The organism is Pandoraea oxalativorans (assembly GCF_000972785.3).
GTDB classification, from domain to species: domain Bacteria; phylum Pseudomonadota; class Gammaproteobacteria; order Burkholderiales; family Burkholderiaceae; genus Pandoraea; species Pandoraea oxalativorans.
The window spans coordinates 4325819-4349018 of the sequence record NZ_CP011253.3; the positions used below are offsets into that span (position 1 = coordinate 4325819).

Annotated in this window: 12 protein-coding genes, 1 pseudogene and 1 riboswitch; of the genes and pseudogenes, 6 read left to right on the top strand and 7 right to left on the bottom strand. The window is 63.9% G+C overall.

Going from position 1 to position 23200, the window contains the following annotated elements; translation table 11 throughout:
- Nucleotides 1-11: 11 nt before the first annotated feature.
- The gene (locus MB84_RS19045) at nucleotides 12-1520 is read right to left on the bottom strand and encodes a DEAD/DEAH box helicase (RefSeq protein WP_046292897.1); all 1509 of its coding nucleotides are present in this window, start codon (nucleotides 1518-1520) and stop codon (nucleotides 12-14) included.
- 307 nt (nucleotides 1521-1827) lie between these two features.
- Nucleotides 1828-2895, bottom strand: a complete 1068-nt coding sequence (locus MB84_RS19050; RefSeq protein WP_046292898.1) for a bile acid:sodium symporter family protein — start codon at nucleotides 2893-2895, stop codon at nucleotides 1828-1830.
- A gap of 224 nt (nucleotides 2896-3119) precedes the next feature.
- Here MB84_RS19050 and MB84_RS19055 point away from each other — a divergent pair.
- The 3 genes and pseudogenes from MB84_RS19055 to wrbA all read left to right on the top strand — a co-directional run bounded on the left by MB84_RS19055 (nucleotide 3120) and on the right by wrbA (nucleotide 5386).
- Nucleotides 3120-4069: pseudogene (locus MB84_RS19055) on the top strand (LysR family transcriptional regulator).
- A gap of 256 nt (nucleotides 4070-4325) precedes the next feature.
- Nucleotides 4326-4619, top strand: coding sequence for a hypothetical protein (locus MB84_RS19060; protein ID WP_046292899.1), 294 nt, complete (start codon nucleotides 4326-4328; stop codon nucleotides 4617-4619).
- 134 nt (nucleotides 4620-4753) lie between these two features.
- Nucleotides 4754-5386 (top strand): NAD(P)H:quinone oxidoreductase, encoded by a 633-nt coding sequence (gene wrbA / locus MB84_RS19065; protein ID WP_046292900.1) that lies wholly within the window; start codon nucleotides 4754-4756, stop codon nucleotides 5384-5386.
- 72 nt (nucleotides 5387-5458) lie between these two features.
- Here the strand turns inward: wrbA and blaOXA are convergent, their stop codons facing one another.
- The gene (gene blaOXA, locus MB84_RS19070; RefSeq protein WP_052653498.1) at nucleotides 5459-6337 is read right to left on the bottom strand and encodes an OXA-62 family carbapenem-hydrolyzing class D beta-lactamase; all 879 of its coding nucleotides are present in this window, start codon (nucleotides 6335-6337) and stop codon (nucleotides 5459-5461) included.
- A 302-nt stretch (nucleotides 6338-6639) separates the two neighbouring features.
- On the opposite strand from blaOXA, the gene MB84_RS19075 reads away from it, so the two are divergent.
- Both MB84_RS19075 and thiC read left to right on the top strand, forming a co-directional pair.
- Nucleotides 6640-8295 (top strand): hypothetical protein, encoded by a 1656-nt coding sequence (locus MB84_RS19075; RefSeq protein WP_046292901.1) that lies wholly within the window; start codon nucleotides 6640-6642, stop codon nucleotides 8293-8295.
- 99 nt (nucleotides 8296-8394) lie between these two features.
- Nucleotides 8395-8493: riboswitch (TPP riboswitch) on the top strand.
- Between the two features lie 73 nt (nucleotides 8494-8566).
- Nucleotides 8567-10483 carry a phosphomethylpyrimidine synthase ThiC gene (gene thiC / locus MB84_RS19080; RefSeq protein WP_046292902.1) on the top strand — a complete coding sequence of 639 codons (1917 nt, stop codon included), beginning with the start codon at nucleotides 8567-8569 and terminating at the stop codon, nucleotides 10481-10483.
- A 176-nt stretch (nucleotides 10484-10659) separates the two neighbouring features.
- Here the strand turns inward: thiC and MB84_RS19085 are convergent, their stop codons facing one another.
- Nucleotides 10660-11790: a hypothetical protein gene (locus MB84_RS19085; RefSeq protein ID WP_046292903.1), complete on the bottom strand. Its 1131-nt coding sequence runs from the start codon at nucleotides 11788-11790 to the stop codon at nucleotides 10660-10662.
- A gap of 499 nt (nucleotides 11791-12289) precedes the next feature.
- Here MB84_RS19085 and paeA point away from each other — a divergent pair, with 499 nt between their 5' ends.
- Nucleotides 12290-13651, top strand: a complete 1362-nt coding sequence (paeA, locus tag MB84_RS19090; protein ID WP_046292904.1) for a polyamine export protein PaeA — start codon at nucleotides 12290-12292, stop codon at nucleotides 13649-13651.
- Here paeA and recD read toward each other — a convergent pair.
- Genes recD through recC form a run of 3 tightly spaced genes read right to left on the bottom strand, consistent with a single transcriptional unit; the run spans nucleotide 13599 to nucleotide 23103 of the window.
- On the bottom strand, nucleotides 13599-15791 hold the full coding sequence (recD, locus tag MB84_RS19095) for an exodeoxyribonuclease V subunit alpha (RefSeq protein ID WP_245725414.1): 2193 nt from the start codon (nucleotides 15789-15791) through the stop codon (nucleotides 13599-13601). The genes paeA and recD overlap by 53 nt on opposite strands.
- Entirely contained in the window at nucleotides 15788-19672 is a 3885-nt protein-coding gene (recB, locus tag MB84_RS19100) for an exodeoxyribonuclease V subunit beta (RefSeq protein WP_065225804.1), read from the bottom strand. Before recB ends, recD begins: the two co-directional genes overlap by 4 nt.
- A complete protein-coding gene (gene recC, locus MB84_RS19105) occupies nucleotides 19669-23103 on the bottom strand; it encodes an exodeoxyribonuclease V subunit gamma (protein ID WP_046292906.1) in 3435 nt (1144 codons plus the stop codon). Before recC ends, recB begins: the two co-directional genes overlap by 4 nt.
- Nucleotides 23104-23200: the final 97 nt, after the last annotated feature.

Below are 23200 nucleotides of genomic sequence, written 5' to 3' on the forward strand. Positions count from 1 at the left end.
TCACCCTTTGCTTAGCGGTCCTGCGCCTTGCGCGGGAAGCCCGCGAGCAGTGCGGCGACCTGACGCTTGGGGGCCTTTTCCGACGGCGCCCCGAAGGTCGTCGGTGCAGCAGCGTCGATCGACGTGCGATGGTCGCGCTGCGACTCACCCGCCGACGGCGACGGCTCGTACGGCTTGTAGAAGAATTCATCTTCCGGACGCACGCGACGCGGCGTGCTGCCGCCGCTACGGCCAGCACGCAGGCCGTCATGACGGCTATGACGCTCGCCACGATCACTGCGCTCGCCACGTTCCGCACGCTCACCGCGGTCGCTGCGCTCGTAGCGATCGCCACGGTCGTCACGCGAACGGCTGCGGCGCTCCATCACCAACTCGCCACGCTTGAGTTCGCGCTTGATCAGCTTCTCGATTTCCACGAGTTGCTTGCGCTCGTCCGGTGCGCACAGCGAGAGCGCTTCGCCGGACGCGCCGGCACGACCGGTACGGCCGATGCGGTGCACGTAATCTTCCGGGTTGTACGGAAGATCGTAGTTGATGACGCCCGGCAAATCGGAGATGTCCAGACCCCGTGCAGCGACGTCGGTCGCCACAAGCGCGCGGATACCCCCCTGCTTGAACGCCTCGAGCGCCTGCATACGCTCGTTCTGCGACTTGTCGCCGTGAATGGCGGCCGTCACGATGCCGTCACGCTCAAGCTGACGCGCCAGACGGCTTGCGCCGACCTTGCTGTTCACGAACACGATGACCTGCTTCAGATCGCGTTCGTTAAGAATCTGGACCACAGCCGCACGCTTGTCGTCTTCATCCACTTCGTAGACGACTTGTTCGACCGTATCGGCCGTCGCATTGCGACGCGCCACTTCGATCGTGACCGGGTTCGCGAGGTAGCTCGATGCGAGCCGCTTGATGTCGTTCGAGAACGTAGCCGAGAAGAGCAGCGTCTGGCGCTGCTTCGGCAGCAAATTCAGAATGCGCTGGAGATCCGGCAGGAAGCCCATGTCGAGCATGCGGTCGGCTTCGTCGAGCACCAGCATCTTCACCTGGCTCAGGTTCACCGTCTTCTGTTCGACGTGGTCGAGCAGACGGCCCGGCGTGGCGATCAGAATTTCGACGCCACGGCGCAGGGCATCCTTCTGCGGATTCATGTCGACGCCGCCGAACACCACGGTGTTGCGCAACGCCGTATGAGCCGCGTACAAGCGCACGTTGTCAGCCACCTGATCGGCGAGTTCGCGCGTCGGCGTGAGGATCAGCGCGCGCACCGGGTGACGGGCGGGCGATGCACTCGTGTTGGCATCGGGCAGCAGGCGCTGGATGATCGGCAGCGAGAAGCTGGCAGTCTTGCCGGTCCCGGTTTGTGCGGCACCCATGACGTCGCGACCGGACAGCACCACCGGAATGGCCTGTGCCTGAATGGGGGTCGGTTGGGTGTAGCCCTGCTCGGCGATGGCCCGCAAGATGTCCGCATGCAGCCCAAAGCTATCGAAGCCGGGGATCGGAACAGCATTTACATCAGCCATGATGAAGGGACATCTCTTTTAAAAAAACGGGGGCCGCCACGCGGAAGGGTTTCCGCATCAAAGCTCACTCGCGAAGATTCAAGGGGCGCTGCGCGCCATGCTCAAGGCTGGCGCGAGAGGGGTCTGTCATGTAACAGATGCGTCGGGCGCCGCCGGACCGGGGTGGTCGTCAAGAAGCGAAACAGACGCAATTCTAGCACTTGCGCACGACCAACGTGTGACAACGGCCCTTGCCGGGCCGTGTCGATCGGATAATACGTGGGGTCAGGCGTTGGCGAATGCGTCCAGGCACATGCGCTTCAGGCGCTCAGCGGCCCGCGCCCGCGTTGGCGCTGCCGCTCTCCGGCTTGCCGGACTTGGCACCGGGCGCGGCTTTGCCCGCGACGGCTTTCGCCGCCTGCGCAGCCCGCTGGCGATTGGCGTAACGCGTCGCCAGCACCGCGCACACCATCAGTTGCATCTGATGGAACAGCATGAGCGGCAGGACAATCGCGCCGAGCGGGCCGGTCGCAAACAGCACCTTGGCCATGGGAATGCCGCTCGCCAGACTCTTTTTCGAACCGCAGAAGACGATGGTGATCTCGTCTTCTCGCGAAAATCCGAGCCAGCGCGCCGAATACGTCGTGATCGCGAGCATGATCGCCAGAATGACTGCGCAGCAGCCCAGCAGGCCCAGCAGCGCCAGCGGGGGAATCTGATGCCACAGCCCCGTGTTCACGGCTTCGCTGAACGCGGTATAGACCACCAGCAGAATCGAGCCCTGATCCACGACCTTGAGCAGCCCGCGGTTGCGCTCCACCCATTTGCCGATAGCCTTGCGCGACAACTGCCCGGCAATGAACGGCACGAGCAGTTGCAACATGATGTTGCCGATGGAGTCGAACGGCGACGCGCCGCCGGTGCCGTCGTGATGGATCACGATCAGGCCGACCAGCAGCGGCGTAATGAAGATGCCGAACAGGCTGGACGCCGAGGCACTGCACACCGCGGCCGGTACATTACCGCGCGCCATCGAGGTAAAGGCAATGGCCGACTGAACCGTGGCGGGCAGCGTGCACAGGAAGAGGATGCCCAGATACAACTCCGGGGTCACCATCCACGACAGCACGGGCTTGAGCGCCACGCCGACGATCGGAAAAATGGCGAACGTGCTGGCGAACACCAGCAGATGCAAACGCCAGTGGGTCGCGCCAGCGAGCACGGCTTCGCGCGACAGCTTCGCGCCATGCAGGAAGAACAATGCGGCAATCGCCACGTTGGTCAGCAGGTTGAAGGCGACTTCGCCCTCGCCGTGCGCAGGCAGGAAACTGGCCAGCGCAACGGCAGCCACCAGCATCAACGTGAAATTGTCGGGAAGGAAACGCGGTCTGGCCATCGTTGCTCTTGAATACTCTCTCGGATACGTCTGAAATGACAAAGCCCGTTCCGCCAGAACACGGGACGCGACGGCATTGGGGGCCGCCAGCGAGGTCGACTGTGTCAAAAAATGACAGGAAAGTGACCGGAAGTGTGCGCTCGCGCTACGGGTTTTTACGTATTAGAGCGCAAGGGTAGTTAAAATACAAATTCATTTAAAAATTTTATTCATACCAAAGACGCATGAATATCTCGCTGCGCCAGCTCAAAGTGTTCCTCGCAGTGGCCGAGCACGGCAGTTTCAGCCGCGCGGGCGAGGATATCGGCCTGACTCAGCCAGCCGTGAGCCGCTGCATCCGGGAATTGGAGCAAGAACTCGGGCTCAAGCTGGTCGACCGAACCACACGGGAGGTCACACTGACCGAAGTGGGCGCTAGCCTCTCTGCCACCCTCGCCCGGGTGCTCGACGAACTGGAGAGCGCCCTGCGCGACACGCACGGGCTGGCGGAGGAGCGTCGCGGCCGGGTGCGCGTGGCCAGCGCGCCGACATTTCCGCGAATCTCATGCCCGAATGCATCTCGGCGTGCGCCGCCCGCTATCCGGACATCACCCTGATGCTGCGCGATCAGGTCCAGACGCTCGCGACGGACAGCGTGCGACACGGCGAAGTCGATTTTGGCGTGATCGTCGCATCGGAGGGTATGGACGATCTGGTGGGCGAACCCATCATGGTCGAGCCGTTTCTCGTGGTATGCGATCGCTCACATCGCTTTGCGAAGCAGACCGAGGTGACGTGGAAGGAACTCAATGGCGAGAAGCTGGTGTTGCTCGACTACGCGTCCGGCAGCCGACCGCTGATCGACCGCGCACTGGCCGAACACGGTGCGTACTGTCAGGTGGCGCAGGAAGTCGGGCACGCGATCACGGTCTTCCGGATGGTCGAAGCGGGTATCGGCATCAGCATCATGCCTGCGCTGGCGTTGCCTGCAATACCCGGGCTCGCGGCGAACGGCCCGGAGGCAGACAGCCGGCTCGTGGCCTTGCCGCTCACGCCACAGATCGACCGTACCATCATGCTGGTACGCCGCAAGAACCGGACGCTCTCCCCCGCCGCGCAGTCCGTCTGGGAATTGATCCAGCAGATCACAGCCAACACGCCACACCCGCTTGCGTCGGGCAAGCCTCGCAAGTGACACGCCAGGCGCCTCTCCTTGACATGATGGGAATAACAGGCGGATACATGGAGTTTGCGTGCCGTTGAGCGAAATTCAGCAAAAAAATGCCTTATCGGGGCGGGTGTCGACACATCAAAGTAAGTGAGCGCCTGCTACAATACCCATGCGTCGACTCCCCCCCAAGTGCGTGAATGTGCCATCGGGCGTCTGCCCCGCCATCGTGCCTCGACGACATGCCCGCGCCGTGCGGGCATTGTGTTTCCGGTACGGCGTCATGGACTTGTTCATCAAATACTTCAGCCCGCTGTGGCTCTTCCACGCGGCAGCCGATCTGTCTTTCTGGCAGCGGCATCAACTCGACGCGCGTATGCAGATCGTGAGTCGCTTCATGTGGCGCTACGTCATGCGCTGGTGTGTCGTGAGCGCCACGCTACTCGTGCCTGCGGCCGTGATGGCGCATGGGCTCGCCGCCACGGGACTCGCGCTGGCTGGCGGCCTCTCAGCGAGCGTGACGGTGCTTATGGCAGCGTTGGCGCTGGGTTGCCTTATCGGGTCGCGGTTACGCTGAAGCGAGTCGCGGTTACGCTGAAGCGGGTCGCGGCTACGCCAAAGCGTCACCCGCGTCGACTATGATGGAACGGCTCGCCTCGCGCGGCCGACGGTCCGCGACGCTGGCATCTTTCGACCCCAAAGGAGAATTCCATGGCCAACGCCAAGATCCTGGTGGTGTTCTATAGCATGTACGGGCACATCTACAAGATGGCCGAAGCAGTCGCCGAAGGCGCACGCAGCGTCGCCAGCGCCGACGTCGATGTCATGCAAGTCCCCGAACTCGTCCCCGACGACGTGCTGGAAAAGAGCGGCGCAAAGGCCGCACGCGCTGCCTTCGCCAGCGTGCCCGTCGCGCGCGTCGACCAGTTGCCCGAGTACGACGCGATCGTCTTCGGCACCCCGACGCGCTTCGGCAACATGACCGCGCAGATGCGCAACTTCCTCGATCAGACCGGCGGCCTCTGGGCCAAAGGTGCGCTCGCCGGTAAAGTCGGCAGCGTGTTCGCGAGCACCGCGACGCAGCACGGCGGTCAGGAAACGACCATCACCAGCTTCCACACCACGCTGCTGCACCACGGCATGATCATCGTCGGCGTGCCGTACACCGAGCCAGCGCTCACCAATATGAAAGAGATCACCGGCGGCTCTCCCTACGGCGCCACGACACTCGCAGCCGCCGACGGCTCACGTCAGCCGAGCGAGAACGAGTTGACGATTGCAAGGACGCAAGGCCGTCACGTCGCGGAAATCGCCGCGGCACTCAAACACGGACGCACGCTGTAAAACGCGTCGGCCAGTCTCCGGCAATGCGTGCGACGCGACGCCCGCCGGCGTTCGCGTCGTACGGCATCGGAATCAGATCAACTTCAGGTTCTTCAGCACCTCGCGCACGATACGCGCACGCTTCGGCCCGTCGGCGTCTCCGTTCATATCGATGTTGAGCGCGATCATCGTCAGATTGCCGTCTCGCTCCAGCCAGCCCACCCACCAGCCGATATCCGGCTTCTTGTCGACGAACCAGCCGGTCTTGCCGTGCAGCACATAGTCGGCATTCGCCTCGACAATGGAAATCTGCCGGACGATGTCCTGCGAACGCGCCGAAAACGGTAACGTGCCGCGCGCCAGACGTTGCAGGAAATCGACTTGCTCGCGCGCCGAGATCTGCAAACTGTCGTCCACCCAATAGGTGTCGTTCACACGGCCGATGGTCCGGTTGCCGTACCCGACGGCGTCGAGCTTCGCCTGCGCATACGCGCGCGGGATCTTGTGCGAGACGACTTGATAGCAGGGGTAGCAAGACACGCGAAACGCCTCTCGCAAATTCATCTGCGCATTCCACGTCTTCATCCGGCGCGGCTTTCCGTCCCACGGAATCGTCTCGCGCTCGTCGTTCAGCGCGCCCGATTCCAGCGCCAGCAAACTGTTGAAGATCTTGTACGTCGACGCCGGCGACATGCGCCGCTCGGCGCGCGCCGAATCGTATGCCTGATACGTCTGCGTCTTGCCATCGAGCACAACGACCGTGCCCTTCACGTTTTCCGCCGCGAAGAACTTGCCCCAGTCGGCACGCTCGGTCAAGTTGACGGGGGCGGCCACGGAAGGTGCGCCCGGCACGGACGCCTGCGACAATTCCAGCGCGTGCGCCGGCGAGGCCAAAAGACCGTGCGCGACGAGCGCCGACGCCAGACGCAGCACGATGGTCACGCGTCGCCAGCGAGAGAGAATACGTTTCATTTCGTTATCCTTATTTTTCAGAAGACCGGTGGTGACATGAAGATGACACACCGAGTGTGGCAGCGACGTCGAAACGTCGTCGCTGCCGATACGAGTCGCGCTGGCCAGGCACTACTTTTTCGAAAGCGTTTGCAGCTTAGTGTGGGTTTCGATAGCTGCAAAGCAAAGCTACCGTAACCGACGTAACCGCCGTATCATCGGCTCGCCCCTTCCATGAATGCGTGGGACGTGCGCACGCCGTTCGCGCCACAACGCACGGCACCGGTCCCTGCCAAGCTTGCTGCCCAAGTCACTCAGTCAACATGAACGACACCTCCGAGCCGTCGCTCCCTTCCGCCCTGGTCGTGCGACTCGACGCGCCGCAGAAAATCGACGGTCAGCCGGTGCGATACCAAAGCCTGTGGTTGCTGATGCGCGTCTATTACGCGGCGCATTTCGAGGCGTCGCCGGTAACGCTTGCGTCGCTGAAGATCCGTTTCGATCAGGCGGGCCTCGGGGGCGATCTGCGCATGCTCATCAGCCGCGCGTTTTCGGACTTTGCGCGATGGGGCGTCGCGGTCGGCTCGGGCGACGACCATCATGCTGATGTGCGTTTGCTGCCGACGCGCGGACGTGGCAAAGGACCGTTCTGGCTCGCTGCGCACGAGATGTCGCGCATCGTCATCGTCATCGGCGACACGACACCTGCCGATCCACGCCGCGCAATCGCCGCATTTCTTGGTTTGCCGCAGGACAGCGCGCCCGACGCCCAGTCGCCCGCACTCGACTACGTCATGCAGGACATCGCGTTCTGGCATCACCTGACGCTCGGCAAGCGCGACATGCAGGACGGCGTGTTCTTCGCGCCGCCGCCGCCTTCGACGCAAAGCGAAGCCAGACGCCAGCGCACAGGCGCAATCCCGTGCTTCCATGCAGCGCAGGTGTGTGCCGTGGACGGCGTACAGCGTGGCATTGCGCTGCTCGCCGAGACCATCGTGTGGCGTCGCATGGGAGACGCCGCGCGCACGAAGCAGACGTTAGCCACGCTCGCGGCCACCTTCGGTGCGAGCCAACCCGGCTCGCCGACGTTACGCGCCATGCACTGGATCGTGCAGGCATGGCAGGCCTACGCATTACGTGACGAGGCGGGTGCGTTCGCGCATCTGCAACGCATCAGCGACGACGCATCGCTCGCCCCGTGCCTCGTCTACAACCCGCGCATTCGCTTCGAGAGCCGCAATCTCCAGGCATTGCTGTACAAGTCGCACGCCGCGCGCAACGGCCCGATGCCTGCCCGAGCGCAATCCGCCGCCGATGCGCTGGCGGCCTTCTCCGACGCCCTGCAAGCGGCGTTCGAAGCCGACTCCATCGAGCTGGCCCAGCACGTCGCCGCCAACATCGGCTTGTCGCTCTGGCTGTTCTGGCAAGAGGCGCTGATCGATCCGGGCAGAAGGCTTGCGGCGGCCGACGTCCAGCGTCAGGCATTGCGGTGGATCGGTTTGTCGGAGTGGATCTGCGACCGCTTCGGCGTAGGCGGGAATTCCGTCTGGAATACGGTGTTCCTGCTGCGCATAGCGCGTGGTGCCGTCCCGGTGCGACGCGATCCCGATCTGGAGACGCTGCGCGCGAGTACGCCCCTCGCGGTCGATGCGTTTCTCGATGCCGTCCAGCCATTCGGCGCGCCCTTCTCGCGCGCCAAGGGTTTCCTGCGCTGGACGGATGTCGTGGCCACCACACTCGCCGACCACGAGGAAGGACGCGTGCGCTTCGAGCCGTTGCAGCTCGCCAATCTGTGGTTCGAAATGCTGTGGTTCGCGCTGCATCAGGATGGCGACTCGCCGCAGGCACTCCACGCCGCGCAATCGCTCGGTCGTGTACTGCCGATGCTGCCGCCGCCCGACCGGCGCTTTTTCCGTGATGCGCTACGCCTGATGCCGCGCGATTTTCAACGCGAGGTGCGGGTGGCGCTGGAGGGTTGACACGCCCGTCGATATGTCGCACCGCACCATTTCCAGTTCACGTTTTTCGGGACACATCGTGCTTGTTTTGCCCCGCGTGTCGGTGTATCGTTGCCGCAAAGCTAAGCGCAGGGGTCCTGCAACGTGAGTTGTGGGTGAGAAATACCCTTAGAACCTGATCTGGATAATGCCAGCGCAGGGAGCGTAGAAATTCCTCGCCCCCGTTCATGCTCCTGAGCCGCTTTGCGCCGAAATTGTCGGCGTCAACACGTGCCCCGCCAGGAGACATTGCATGAACGCCAATCCGAAGTTCCTCTCAGCCAACGCGCGCGTGGACGAAGCCGCGATCGCACCGCTGCCCAATTCCCGCAAGATCTACGTCGAAGGCTCGCGCCCGGACATTCAGGTCCCGATGCGCGAAATCTCGCAAGCCGACACGCCGACGAGCTTCGGCGGCGAGAAGAATCCGCCGATCTACGTCTACGACTGCTCGGGCCCGTACACCGATCCGAACGCGACCATCGACATCCGCTCCGGCCTGCCCGCGCTGCGCGCGAAGTGGATCGAAGAGCGCGGCGACACCGAAGCCCTGCCGGGCCTGTCCTCGGCCTACGGCCGCGAGCGCGCCGACGACAGCGCGACCGCCGATCTGCGTTTCCCGGGCCTGCACCGCACGCCGCGCCGCGCCAAGGCGGGTAAGAACGTGACGCAGATGCATTACGCGCGTCAGGGCATCATCACGCCCGAAATGGAATACATCGCGATTCGTGAAAACCTGCGCCGTCAGGAGTACATCGAAAGCGTGCGCGCCGCGGGCCCGCAAGGCGAGCGTCTCGCGAAGCTGCTCACCCGCCAGCACCCGGGTCAGCATTTCGGTGCCAGCATTCCCGCCGAAATCACGCCGGAATTCGTGCGCGACGAGATCGCACGCGGGCGCGCCATCATCCCGAACAACATCAACCACCCGGAATCCGAGCCGATGATCATCGGCCGTAACTTCCTCGTGAAGATCAACGCGAACATCGGCAACTCGGCCGTGACGTCGTCGATCGGCGAAGAGGTGGACAAGATGACGTGGGCGATCCGCTGGGGCGGCGACACGGTCATGGATCTGTCGACCGGCAAGCACATTCACGAAACGCGTGAATGGATCCTGCGTAACAGCCCGGTGCCGATCGGCACGGTGCCGATTTATCAGGCGCTCGAAAAGGTCAACGGCAAGGCCGAAGACCTGACGTGGGAAATGTTCCGCGACACGCTTATCGAGCAGGCCGAGCAAGGCGTCGACTACTTCACGATCCACGCCGGCGTGCGTCTCGCGTATGTGCCGATGACGGCTAACCGCATGACGGGTATCGTCAGCCGCGGCGGCTCGATCATGGCCAAGTGGTGCCTCGCCCACCACAAGGAAAGCTTCCTGTACACGCACTTCGAAGAGATCTGCGAAATCATGAAGGCGTATGACGTCGCGTTCTCGCTGGGCGACGGCCTGCGTCCCGGCTCGATCTACGACGCCAACGACGAAGCGCAACTCTCCGAGCTCAAGACGTTGGGCGAACTCACGCAGATCGCGTGGAAGCACGACGTGCAGGTCATGATCGAAGGCCCGGGCCACGTGCCGATGCAGCTCATCAAGGAGAACATGGATCTCCAGCTCGAGTACTGCGACGAAGCCCCGTTCTACACGCTCGGACCGCTGACGACGGACATCGCTCCGGGTTACGACCACATCACGTCGGGTATCGGCGCGGCCACCATCGGCTGGTACGGCACCGCCATGCTGTGCTACGTCACGCCGAAGGAACACCTTGGATTGCCGAACAAGGACGACGTGAAGGAAGGCATCATCGCGTACAAGCTCGCCGCCCACGCGGCCGACCTCGCCAAGGGTCACCCGGGCTCGCAGATTCGCGACAATGCGCTCTCGAAGGCACGCTTCGAATTCCGTTGGGAAGACCAGTTCAACCTCGGTCTCGATCCGGACAAGGCGCGTGAATTCCACGACGAGACGCTACCGAAGGATTCGGCCAAGGTCGCTCACTTCTGCTCGATGTGCGGACCGCACTTCTGCTCGATGAAGATCACGCAGGACGTGCGCGATTACGCCGCCAAGCAGGGGCTCACCGATGAAGCCGCCCTCAAGCAAGGGATGGAGGTCAAGGCGGTCGAGTTCGTGAAGAGCGGTGCGGAAATCTATCGTCGCACCTGATTAACGCGAGAACGTGCGCGGCAGCGAGCATCGAAGTCGCTGCCGAGTGCGGCAAACCATCGCGCAGCAAAGAACGCGCCCGGGTGATACCGGGCGCGTTTTTTGTTTCGATGACGTCGTCGACTGCCGTTGCCTAAGTCAGGCAGACGGCATTGCCGACAGGTTTGACCCCGTCGTTATACGACGGAAGGCGATTCGCTGGTGACTGCGGCTGGCACCGTGGGCACGCCACGCTGCGTGAGATAGTTGCGCAGCCGCTCTGTGGCGATGTGCTTGGCGACCGAATGCATCGACGTTGCGAGCGCCGTGAACGCCTCCGTGTTCGTCGCGGGCATGGCTGCGGCATCCATCACTTCGGTGTGACGCATCTCCCAGTGACGCTCGCCCAGTTGCTCGACGCCGAGCGCGAGCTTCGCCCACTCGTCCGTGCCCAACCCGATCGACGCGGGCAGATCGCCGCGCACGATCGCCTGATGCATCGGCAGCCCGGCGGCAAACCCCACACGGAGCATCCACTCGGTCCTTTCGCTCGCAGGCATGGGACGCGTGCCGCCTTGCAGACGCGCATTCAGCTTGCCAATGAATTTGGATGGCGTCTCGCGCACGAGACATGCCGTCGACCATTCCTTCTTGCCTGCCAGTGCGGGCTTGCCGGTCCATCGACGCGCCGTGTCCGCCACCGTCTTCGTTACGTCGGCACGCGTCGGCTCGTACGGCACCGTGCCGTTACGTCCGTCGGTCCCGAGCAACGAACCGTTGACGATGTCGCGACAGACTTGCGCGCGTTCGCTGCGTCCGTCCGGCATGACGACCGGGTGATTGCGCCCGTCCAGCGAGGCGACGCGAGTGCTGACCTGATGCGCACTGGCACAGACGTGCAGTGTTGCCAGCGCCGCAGGCGACAGGACCGGTTGCGCGACGCGCGGTGCGAGAAGGGTTCCCAGCACGTCCCCGGTCATCGGTGCTTCAAGGACATCCACACTGTCGACGTCCACGAGCCTGCCCGAAGATGTCTCACCGGCCCGCCCCTCCTGCGACGATACGTCCGCGAGATCGGCCGTGAAGTCGGCCGCGAACTGAAAACGCCCCGTGTCGCGATTGGCGTGACCCGTTGCTTGCACTGCAGCGCTCGCCTGCGACGCCCCCACGGTCCGGGGATGCTCCAAGGCAGCGCCTCGTATGTTTGCGATGCGCGTGAGCGGCATGCCTGCGACGTTGTTGAGTCCGGCGGGATGAAGTGTGACGGGCATCGGGGCAAGGCCGCCCATGGCGGACGCGTGATTCGCTAACTGCATACCGAAAGTCATCGATAAGTCCTCAAATAGGGGAAAGGGAGATGCGTGGCGTGCACCACGGTCTCGACGTCGCCTGCGCCGGACCCACAGACGCCGACACGACTCGGATGGCGCCGCCAGGCGTGCTCGAGACGGCGTCCACGATGCCCGAACGGTCGTTCGGGAATTTTCGGTTCTGCACGCGGACTCTCGCAGCTCGTGCAAGCGACCGCCTCGGAGTGGACAGCCGGGCCGTCCGAATGCGCGCGGTGGGCTTCCGGTACGCGGGGATCGCGCTGTCGGAGTGCCCCGAACTTATGGCATGCTATCGGACAGCGGTACAGCCGACGCGGCTGACGCGACCCGCCCTGCGGGTACGCTGCGCCCGCGCTCCAGCCCGAAGGCATCTCAAAATGATGGCCCGCCGGCCTTGTTTCGAAATGTCTCCCTGCTCCCGGACCCACTCCCGTGCGAACCGGTCCGGCCTGCGTCGCGGCTATGTATCCGCACTCGCACTTACAGGGACAACAATATGAGCGGTTATGGCTTTCTTTTCAGTATTCTCTTGCTAGTGCTGGCAAGCGCCTTCTTTTCCGCTTCCGAAATCTCGCTCACTGCCGCCAAGCGCACCAAACTCCAGGTGCTCATGGAGAAGGGCGACGAACAGGCGGTCAAAGTGCTCGCGCTCAAGGAACAGCCCGGCAACTTCTTCACCGTCGTCCAAATCGGCGTGAATGCCGTCGCCGTGCTCGGCGGGGTGCTCGGCGAGAGCTTCCTCACCGGTTATCTGTTCGATTGGCTATCGCCATTCACCGATGAGGCGCTCGCGCTCCGACTGGCTGGCATCGGGTCGTTCCTGTTCATTACGATCGCCTTCATCCAGTTCGCCGATCTGATTCCGAAGCGTCTCGCCATGGTCAATCCCGAGCGCGTCGCAATGGCCATCATCGATCCGATGCTGCTTTGCCTCAAAGTCCTGCGCCCGTTGGTCTATCTCTTTAACGGTGTAGCGAATCTGTTTCTGCGCATGTTCAAGCTGCCCACCCATGCGATCGACAACATCACGTCGGAAGACATCGCAGCAATGGTCGGCGCCGGAGCGCAGGCCGGTGTGCTACGCAAGCAGGAACTGCATCTGATCGAGAACGTGTTCGAACTGGAGTCGCGCACCGTTGGCTCGGTCATGACCTTCCGCGACGACGTGGTGTACTTCACCATCGCCGAAGACGAGCGCAGCATCCGTCAGAAAATCACGGAAAGTCCGCATTCGAAGTATCTCGTGTGTCGCGACGAAATCGACAACGTGCTCGGCTACGTCGACTCGAAGGACCTGCTCCAGCGCATTGCGAGCGAAGACCTCTCCAGCGTAATCCGCAATCTGGACCGTCTCTACGCCAAGAAACTGCTGGTGATCCCGGACACGCTCAACCTGTCCGAAGCGCTGGCACGCTTCAAGGAAACCCGGGAAGGCTTCGCCGTCATCATCAACGAGTACGGTCTGGTGGTCGGCGTGGTGACGCTTAACGACATCGTTGGCGCACTCATGGGCGACGTCGTCCACCCGGCCGACGAAGACCAGATCGTGCAGCGTGACGAACACTCCTGGCTCGTCGACGGTGTCACGTCGGTCGAGGACGTGAAAAAGGCGCTCGATATCGACGAACTCCCCGGCGAGGGTGAGTTCGAGACCATCGCCGGATTCATGATCTATCAGCTCAAGCGCATTCCGAAGAAGTCGGAAGCCACCGAGGCGGCGGGTTACAAGTTCGAAGTGGTCGACATCGACAACTACAAGATCGACCAGTTGCTCGTCACCCGCATCGGTGCCGTTGCCGAGGCCGCTATCGCAGCGGCAAAGCTGAAGGCGAATCCGTCGGAGAATCAGACATCGTAGTCAGCACCTCCGTCAGACGGTCGGTCAGTCCGCCATCGCGCTGCGTCGGGCGCGCGATGGCCGAGGCGATCACCGGCCACGGCGCATATAGCCACGCCTCCCGGCGCGCACGCGTGACCCCCGTATAGATCAGTTCTCTCGATAACACCCGACTTGCCTGCTCGGGCAGCACTATCGCGACACGCTCGAATTCCGATCCCTGCGACTTATGAATCGTCATTGCGAACGCCGTTTCGTGCGCGGGCAAACTGGCAGGCGAGTAGAGGCGATAGCCGCCGTCCGGCGTAGCGAACGTCACACGCAGCGTACCGGAAGGTCCAAGCGGCAACGCAATGCCGATATCGCCGTTGAAGAGGTTCAGCGCGTATTCGTTCTGCGTCACCAGCACCGGACGCCCCGCAAACCACGCACCGCCCCCCGCGCCCAACGCTACACCCGCACGACGCGCCAGCAGTGCCGTCAGTTGTGCACCGAGAAACTCGACGCCTCGTCGCCCACCCCGCGTCGCGCACAGCACGCGGAACTTCCCAAAAGCGGCAAAGACGGGCTGAGCAACCATCGCAATGTCGGCGGTCGTGGCCGCAGCGGGATCGCCCAGTTGCTCAATCGTCGCAAACGCCTGAGCGAGCGCATCGAGGTATTCGCCGTAGCCATCGGCCAGCGCGTTCAGTGTTACTGGCGACAACTGGATTCCGCCATCTTCGCTTAACAGCACGCGGTCTACCGGGCTGGCGTCTGAGCGTGCGTCACCCGGCTCTCCCCCAGTATTGATGCGAGCGGACTCGCGCTCGATAACAGTGAACTCCTTGCGCGCATCGATAACCTTTCCCGTCTTGATGGCCGTGGCCAGACGACCGATCGCCGAGTTCGCGCCGAAGCGATAGGTGCGTTCCAGCCAGACGACGGCGTCCTCCAGACCGCGCGGGGCCCGAGCTTGTGCCGTCGGCCCAGCGCTCGTTTTCGACGCGCTGTCGCGACTCACGGCCAACGGCCCCGATCGAGGTAAGTCGTTTGACGGCCAGCCGAGTGCCGACAGCAACTGCATGCGCATCGATGGCGAAAACACCCGCTGGGCGCTCAGTTCGCCGAACACCGCTCCCGCCTCGACGGCCGCCAACTGATCCTTGTCGCCCAGCAATACCAGACGCGCGCCCTCCGGCACCGCTTCCAGCAGTTGCGTCGCCATCGACAAATCGATCATGGACGCTTCGTCCACCACGATGAGGTCATAGGGCAACGGGTTGCCTGCGTGATGACGAAAGCGTCGCCCGACGTGCTCCGCCGATTCCGGCAATACACCGAGCAGTCGATGCAACGTCACCGCCGCGTCAGGGAGCGCGAGTCGCACCGTTTCCGGCAAGTCCTGACGGGCCGTCAGGGCTTCCTGCATGCGCTGTGCCGCTTTGCCAGTGGGTGCTGCGAGCGCAACGCGCAGGTTGGCGTCACGCTCCAGCAGACACGCAATCAGACCGACGACCGTCGTCGTCTTCCCCGTTCCCGGACCGCCGCTGAGCACGACCAGCGAACGCTGCAATGCGAGCGCCGCTGCCGCCATCTGCCAATTTGGCTCGCGCTCGCCTTCGGGCGAGTGCAGCACGCCATTGCGGAAGTAGCGTTGCAAGCGCTGACGGTCTTCTTCCGTGATCGCCGAAGTCGGTGCCGTCGATGCCGACGTCGCCTCGCCGCTCAGGGTCAGTTTTCGTCCCAGCGCGAGCGCAAGGCGCGCTTCATAGTGATAGTAGCGAGCCAGATACAGACGATCCCGGTCGTCGAGCAAGAGCGGATAAGCATCTGCCTGGACATCGCCTGCGATCACGTGCGCCAGGCTGGCCGGGGCACACAAGCCGCTTGCGAAGAGGGCCTCTCGCCAGACGGACAATGCCGGTGCGTCACCGGGAAACAGCTCGCCGCTGGCCTGCGCGTCGAGCAGGTTGTCGAGCGGCACGCATACGTGACCTTCCGACGTGGCAAGGCTCACTTCGAGCGCCGCCCGCCGAACGTAGCGGCACGTGAGCTCATCGGCACCGTTGCCTCGCGCGAGCAAGCCCATGCGACGCGCGAAACCTTGCGCAAGTCGCACCGCGCCGCTGTCGGCCAGCGGTGCGCCGGACGCATCGCCCATGTGGCGCCTATCGCTCATGCGTCCTCTCCGTGGGTCACGGCCGAAGCACCTCGCGTATCCAGCGAGAGCGCCTGAGCCAGCGCCGCGTTTTCACCCGCGGCGAACAGGCCATCGAGTGCATCGACCATTTCCCTCGACGGCTTGTCGAAGAAAACGCCCGGGACTTCATCACCGGCAAGATGCGCGCTGGCCCAGTCCGGACGCACGCCCCGCACAAACAAATAGAGGCTGCCGCCCATATCGCGGTCGTAATCGTAATCAGGTAAGCGACGCCGCAAATAGCGATGCAGCGCCAGCGTGTAAAGCAGGTACTGGAGGTGATAACCGTGTTCGGCCATCGCCTCGCGCAGACCTTCGCCGCCGTAGTTCTCGGGGGCGGTGCCGAGGTAGTTCGACTTCCAGTCGAGAATCCACCATTGACCGCTGTGACGGAACACCAGATCGATGAAGCCTTTGAGATAGCCCCGCAGGACCGTCGCGTCCAGCGGCAAATCGGGATACCCGAACTGGCGCAACAGGCCGCGCAGTGCGTCGAGCGACACCGCATCCGCCGGGTACGTGAACTCCATCTCGGTAAGACGCTCGGCCAGCGAGACATCCGCCAGTTGCATGCCGGGACGCAACGGCGTGGCGAGCGTGTCACTCAACATGTTCGTCATCATGGCGCGCCATGTGTCGTTTTGCTCCGCGCCACGTCCCGGCGGACGCTCGCGCAGCGCCCGCGACACCGCATGCGACCACTGGGCGCGCGACTGGAAATCGGCCAGTTCGAACACTCGGTGCAAGCTCTCCCCGGCAGCAGGGCCACGCGGAAAGCGAAGAATGTCGTCGGCAGGCGGCCAGGCGTCATCGCCTTCCGGCGGCAGCGCAAACGTCGGTCCCGCATTGGCTTGCGCGTCGTAATCAGGCCGCGTGCGTTCCGGTGCACTCAATTGCCCACCACCGAGTTGCGGTCCGGTGTGCATGCCCGCAAGCAATCCGGAGAAGCTGCCGATGCGCCATGCTTCGCGCAAGGCGCGCGTACTCGCACGCGTGGTCAGTTGCGGCGCAGCGTCGTGCACGACGCGCGTGTCGCCGCCGAGCGCATCGCCCACTGGCAACGGCACGACGTCAAGTGGCCCGCCAACAAGCGCTTTCCACGCCGAGCGAATCGCCCCAACGCGCTCATCGGCATCGATGTTCGAAGCAATCCATGCGTCGAACGTCGTCCCTTGCCCGGCAGCTAACCAGTTGAGCATGCCGCCGCACGCCTCCTTCACACTACGACGCGACGAATACATGCCCGCAGCAAGATAGCAGCGGTACACCGCGCGCGTCAGCGCAACGTACAGCAGCCGTGCCTGCTCCGCCGACTGTTCCTGTCGCAAGGCGGCAGCGGCAGGCGAGCCCTTGCCCGCCGCGTCGGTGAAGTCGATGACTGCCGTCGCACCATCGTGGTACTCGAGACCTTCGAGACCGCCACCGTCGCGCACCGAACCGTCCCAAAGGAAGGGGCAGAACACGACGCCGTACTCAAGGCCTTTCGATTTGTGAACGGTCACGATTTGGACCAGATTCTGATCCGACTCCAGTCGCAACTGCGCCTCCTCGCCGCCGCTGGCATTGCGCTGCGACGCCAGCCAGCGCAGCAACGCAGGCATGCCCGGCTGCTCTGCCCATCGCGCTTGTGCAAGTTCGGCCAGATGCATGAAGTTGGTCAGACGACGCTCTCCGCCGGGCTGCGCAACCAACCGTGCCGCAAGTCCAAGCTCGCGCATGAGCGTGCGCCACATTGCCGAGAACCCACGATCCGTCCACAACTGACGATATCGTTGCAGGCGCTCGATCCACGCGATCGCTTCCGCATCGGAGGCATCGCTTGTCTGCATACGGTAAAGCGCCGTGGCATCGAGTCCGAACAACTCGGTCGCGAGCGCAGCGCGAAGGGCTCGGACATCGCCCGGTGCCTCTACCGCACGAAGGACACGCAGCAAGGTTTCCGCCTCTTCGCTCGCGAAAACCGAGTCCTGCGTCAACTCCACGCTCCCTACCGCATGTTCGGCAAGCATCGACTTCATCAGCGCGCCCTGACGGTGCGTCTGTACGATCACGGCAATGTCGCCGGGCGCGAGCGGCTCGTCGCCGACCATTACCTCACCGCGCGACGCCCCCGCCAGTAAGCGCGCCACTTCGGCCGCCGTTGCGCGCGCGCACGCTTGCTGCGCCTCGTCCTTGGGTAGCGGCTCGTCGGCGTCGGGCAGCCACCAGACCGTCAAGTCGGCGACATCCCGCACGTCCGTCAAGGGAGGACGACGACGCGTGCCTGGACGCACTGGCGGGTACGTCAGCCCGTCAAGAACGAACGCACGATCGTTGGCACCGAACAAGCGGTTGCCGGCTTCGATGATGGCAGGCGTGGAGCGCTGATTGACGGCGAGCGTGTACGCCGCGTCGGCGTTCTCGCGCGCGGCCAGATAAGTATGCAGATCCGCCGCACGGAAACTGTAGATGGCCTGCTTGGGATCGCCGACCATGAACATCGGGCCGCGTCCGCTGGCCGCTGGCATTGTTTGCGTCGCTTCGTCCCAAGCGTCCCCCGATGCTGCGGGCCGATGCCCGTACACGGCGTTAAAGATGGCGAATTGCAGCGGATCGGTATCCTGGAATTCATCGATCAATGCGCACGGATAGCGCTCGCGCAGCGCGTCCGCCAGATCGGGATGCTGATGCAACGCGCGAGCGATATTGCCAAGCAGGTCGTCGAATGACACCACGCGCAGTTCGCGCTTGCGCAGCGCCAGCTGTTCCGGCGCCTGCATCAGCCACTCACGCAAGATTCGCAGCCACTGCATCGCGTAGCGCTCGTCGGCATCTGCGCGCGCCCGAACGAGTACGTCCGCCATTTCAAAGAAGCGATGTTCGGGGGGCGTCTCCCCTTTCTTGATGTCCCTGGCGAGCCGCGTCGTCGTCAGCAACTCGGCCTTCGGTGCCAGCAGCGCACCGGCATCGCGCGCGCCGAGATATCGCTGCCATGCCGAGACAGCCTGCGGGAGAGACGTCTCGTTGTAGATGTTCTTCTTATAGGAAGGCAGTACCGCGCGCATCAGGTCGGCAATCACCGATGCCTCGGCCTCCCAGCAATCGCATGCCGCCAAATACGTCGCCAGCAACGCCGAATCGGGCGACGTTTGCGCATCGCTTTGCACGGCCTCCGGCCAACGCAATTCGGACATCGGCTTCTTCAGACGACGCGCCAGTTGATCCGTGAGCGTGCCCGGCGAACGCTTGCGGTCCACCAGCCATGCGGCGAAGTTGTCGTCCTGCGCCGCCATCGGCTCGACAACACGACGCCAGAATTCCACCGCCAGATCGTGCCGCACGCCATTGTCGTCCGGCACCAACTCATAAGCGAATGGCAGCCCGGCGGCAAACGGCACTTCGGCGAGTGCTCGCTGGCAAAAACCGTGGATGGTGTGAATCGACGCCTGATCGAAACCGCGCAACGCACGCTGGAGGCATTCGCGAACGGCCTTCGGCGACATATCCCCGCGCTCGATCAGCCCGGCGATCATCACGTTGAATAGCGGATCGTCGCTGGCATCCGGGTCGAAGTCGGGGAAGTCGTCTCCGTCATTGTCTCGGTCATCTTCGCCGCCCTCGCCTTCGTCCTCATCGAAGACCGGGGCCATCGCGGCGACCAGTCCTGCCAGCCGCCCCCGAATCCGCTCACGCAATTCTGCCGTTGCGGCATTCGTGAATGTCACGACCAGAATCTGCTCGACGCTTAGTTGCTTCTCCAGCAACAACCGTACATAGAGCGCACAGATGTTCCACGTCTTGCCTGTACCGGCCGACGCTTCGATCAGGCAGACGCCATCGAGATCGCAACCGAAAACGTCGAGGTCGATGAGTTGCGTCATGCGCCCTCCACGAGTTCAAGGTGCTGCACCATCGGTCCGAACACCGTGTTCGCCAGCAAGTCGAACGGTGACGCCAGCGGGTCTTCCACGCCCCGCCAGATCAGCTTGGTATAGGGATCGTCGGCATCGCCGCGCGCGAACGCAGAGCCGGACCATGCGCTTTCGGCATCCGTCATTTTCCCGGTGCTCGCCAGCTTCCAGGCGCTGCGCACAAAAAACGGCAAAGGCCGCGTCTGCCCAAGGCGAAACAGCGCCACCCATTGCGCGAGCAGCGCCGCCGCATCGTCCACGGGACGCAGCGCAAATGTCTCGTCCTCTCCGTACCATAGCGTTCGAGGTGCGACTTCAAGCCCCGCATGTTCCGGCTGCTGCAAATGGGCACATAGCGCGAGGTGGGCGAGCCAGGCGGCGAGCAGATCGCTCGGACGCAAGCTGCCATAGCGGTGCATGACGAGTCCGTGGCGCGACACCGGGGCCAGACGCCCTTGCAGCAAGCAATCTGCGCACAGCGTCGCATCGCCGTGCCAGATCGCATCCGTCGATGCCGTCCACGACGGTGGGAGCGCGGGCTTGAGCGGCAACGTCACGAGCAACTCCTGTGTGCCCTCCGCCTGCGCTTCCCTCACTCGCGTGGCCAGTGCGCGCAGTCCACCGAGTTCACGTCGACGCCATACCGCACCCGTCGCCCCTCCTGGCAGCTCGTGACTGACGTTCGCAATACGCTCGATCGCCGCCGCCTGTGCCCGGGCATCCTGAGCGTCGTCACGCAACAGACGCGGTAGCAGCCGCGCGGCGAGCGCGTCGCGCCCCGACCAGTCGAGTACGAACGGCTCTTCGTCTTCGACTTCGGTAAGCACGTCGCCGAGCGACAAGCCCAGCCGGTCGCGCGCCCATGCCCGCCCCGGGTGGCGCCAAAAGCGTAACAAGTCGTCGAGCGTCAGATGCGTCTGCGCAATGGCGGGCAATGGCGCGTGGACGAATGGCGTTGCGGCTGCGTCCGGCGCAGGGGACGCCAATTGACCGGCCAATTGCTGAGCGGCCTCGCCGTTGGCAACGTCATAGCTGTACAGCGACGGCGCGCGCCCGTCGAAGTACGCGGGTGAGAACGGTTGAAGCGGATGCAGGACGACAAGCGTGTCACGGGCTTTGCGCTGCTCGTCGAGGTCGAATCCCTGCGATACCGGCGCGAGCAACTGCCCCGTGAAGTCCAGCAATTCGTCCACGGCGGTGGATGGCGGCAACGGCGCATTATCGCGAACGCTTCGCCCCGTATAGGTGATGAGAAAGCGGTCCTGTGCGCTCAGCATCAAATCGAGGAACAGATTGCGCTCGTCATCGCGACGCTGGCGGTCGCCACGTTGTGGGAGCGCCCGCATGAGATCGAACTCGTCGGCGCGCACGCGCCCGGGTAAGACGCCATCGTCCATGCCGATCATGCAGACCACGCGGTACGGCAACAGACGCAAGCTCGGAATCGCGGCAAACGTCACGCGTCCCGACGGTACCCCGCCGCGCGTCGGATCGTCGAGCGCGTCGGCCAACACGCGCGCCACCACTTCCACCGGCACATGCACCTCAGGCGCACCGTCGGCGATGGCGGTACCGATCTGTTCGATGGCCATACGCACTTCGGCGACGTCGTCGGCAAAACGCGGCTCATCCGAGAAGAACTGCTCCAGCATTGCCAGTAACTGATCGCGCCACGCGAGGCCGGTCCGCTCGGTCTGGAGCGACACCGCCGTCATATCGAGATCGTCGATCAGCCGCGCCAGTTGTCCCAGCAGCTCGGCTCTGCCGCCTTCGATCCCGCCGACGGGCAGCCAGTCGTCGACCGGCATGGCGTCGTCCGGCAAAGCGTAGCCGAGGAACAGGCGCATCATGGCGTCGCCCAGCGTATGGCGCTCCAGCGCAGGAGGTGCGTCCACACCGGCGCCGGCCATCGCGCCATCGCGTGACGTCTGGCCGGTGCCCTCAAGCCGCAGCAAGGCATCTCCGCGCCAGCCCCGGCGTGCGCCGGCGCTGTGCAGCCAGTTCTGAATGGCGTCGAGCACATTGCCGCCGAGGTCGTAACGTTCTGCTACCGCTTCCGTGCGTGCGAGTTCGACAAGACTCGACGCTGCCACCCGCTGCTGCGGCAATGCCAGAATCGACGCGAAAGCGCGTGCGACTGGGTTGGTGCGCGTCGGCGGCAGGCCGGTCACCAGATAAGGAATGCGGGGCGTTGCCGTGCCGAACACGGCATCGATAAGAGGCGCCGCACGGCCAAGGTCCGGCACGGTAATCAACACGTCGTCGGGACGCAGATCGGGGATTTCGTCGAAGCACGCCAGCAGGCGGTCGTGCAGCACCTCGATCTGACGCGCAAGGCTATGGCAGACATGCACCTGCACCGAGCCATCGGCCGCGACCCCATCGGGTGCGCCATGACGACCATCGTCCAGGGAAAGAATGCCGTTCTGCAACGCGGCCAGCAGCGTGGGCTCGGGATTCGGCTGAAACAGCGCGTGGTCCTCCACCGCTTGCGGCGCAAGGTCCGCGTACAACGCATCGATGTGCGACTGCGTCTGCCGTCCCCATTCCGCCAGCAGGGGGTGCCCCACCTCGCGGTGCGCTTTGCCGTCACGTTGTGTCAGATACGACAGCCGCGACGGTGGCACGATGTCGAACCAGTAGCTCTCGCAGGGATTGAGGACATAAAGGTGCACGTCGATCAGGCGGGACATTGCCTTGAGCAACGCCATGGAAAGCGGCGGCATCGACGACAGCGCGAACACGGAAACCCGGGACGGCCAGCCAGCAGGAACGCTCTCGGGCGTCAGTTGTTCGATCCGGTCGATGGCCCGCAGCGTCGGGTGGCGCTCGCGAATCTCCAGATGCGCCAGCACCTGCCGCCACAAGGCGCTTTGCCAGGCCTCGTCGGCCCGCTGGATGTCGCCCCAGGCCGTCGACGTCCCCGGCGAAATGACTTCACCGGATTGCCACCGCTCCAGCCAGTCCGGCCGGTAAGTCAGGTATTGATCGTAGATGTGGGCCAGTCGGTCGGCCAACTCGAATCGCATGACGTCGTCTGCCCCGGCCAGATATCCGGCCAGCCGCGGCGACGCCTCCACCCACGGCTGCGCGAGACACTGATACAGCGGCCAGACCAGCCGATCGGGCGCGAACGGCGAACTCTCCGGCACGGTGAGTAGTTTGCCTGCCATGTCCCAGAGCCATTGCGCCAGATACGTCAGGCGGACGTTTGCACACACACCGAAGACGTCCGCATAGTCCAGTTCGAGTCGGCGGCGCACCGCCACGCTGGGCACGACGATGGTTTCCGTCTCGAAGGGATTGCCCGCCCCCGCCGACGCGTCAGGCGCCTGTGCGATGTCGCGCAACAGGGCGGCTTCGAGCGTGGTGAACCGGTTGGAGAAGAATAGATGGAGCATGCGGGCGTGGCGGCTTAGCGAGTCTGTTCGCAAGCATAACAAATGCCCTGTGCCAAAGCCCATCGGACAGATCCGAAAGCTCACCCCGTCATGGGTG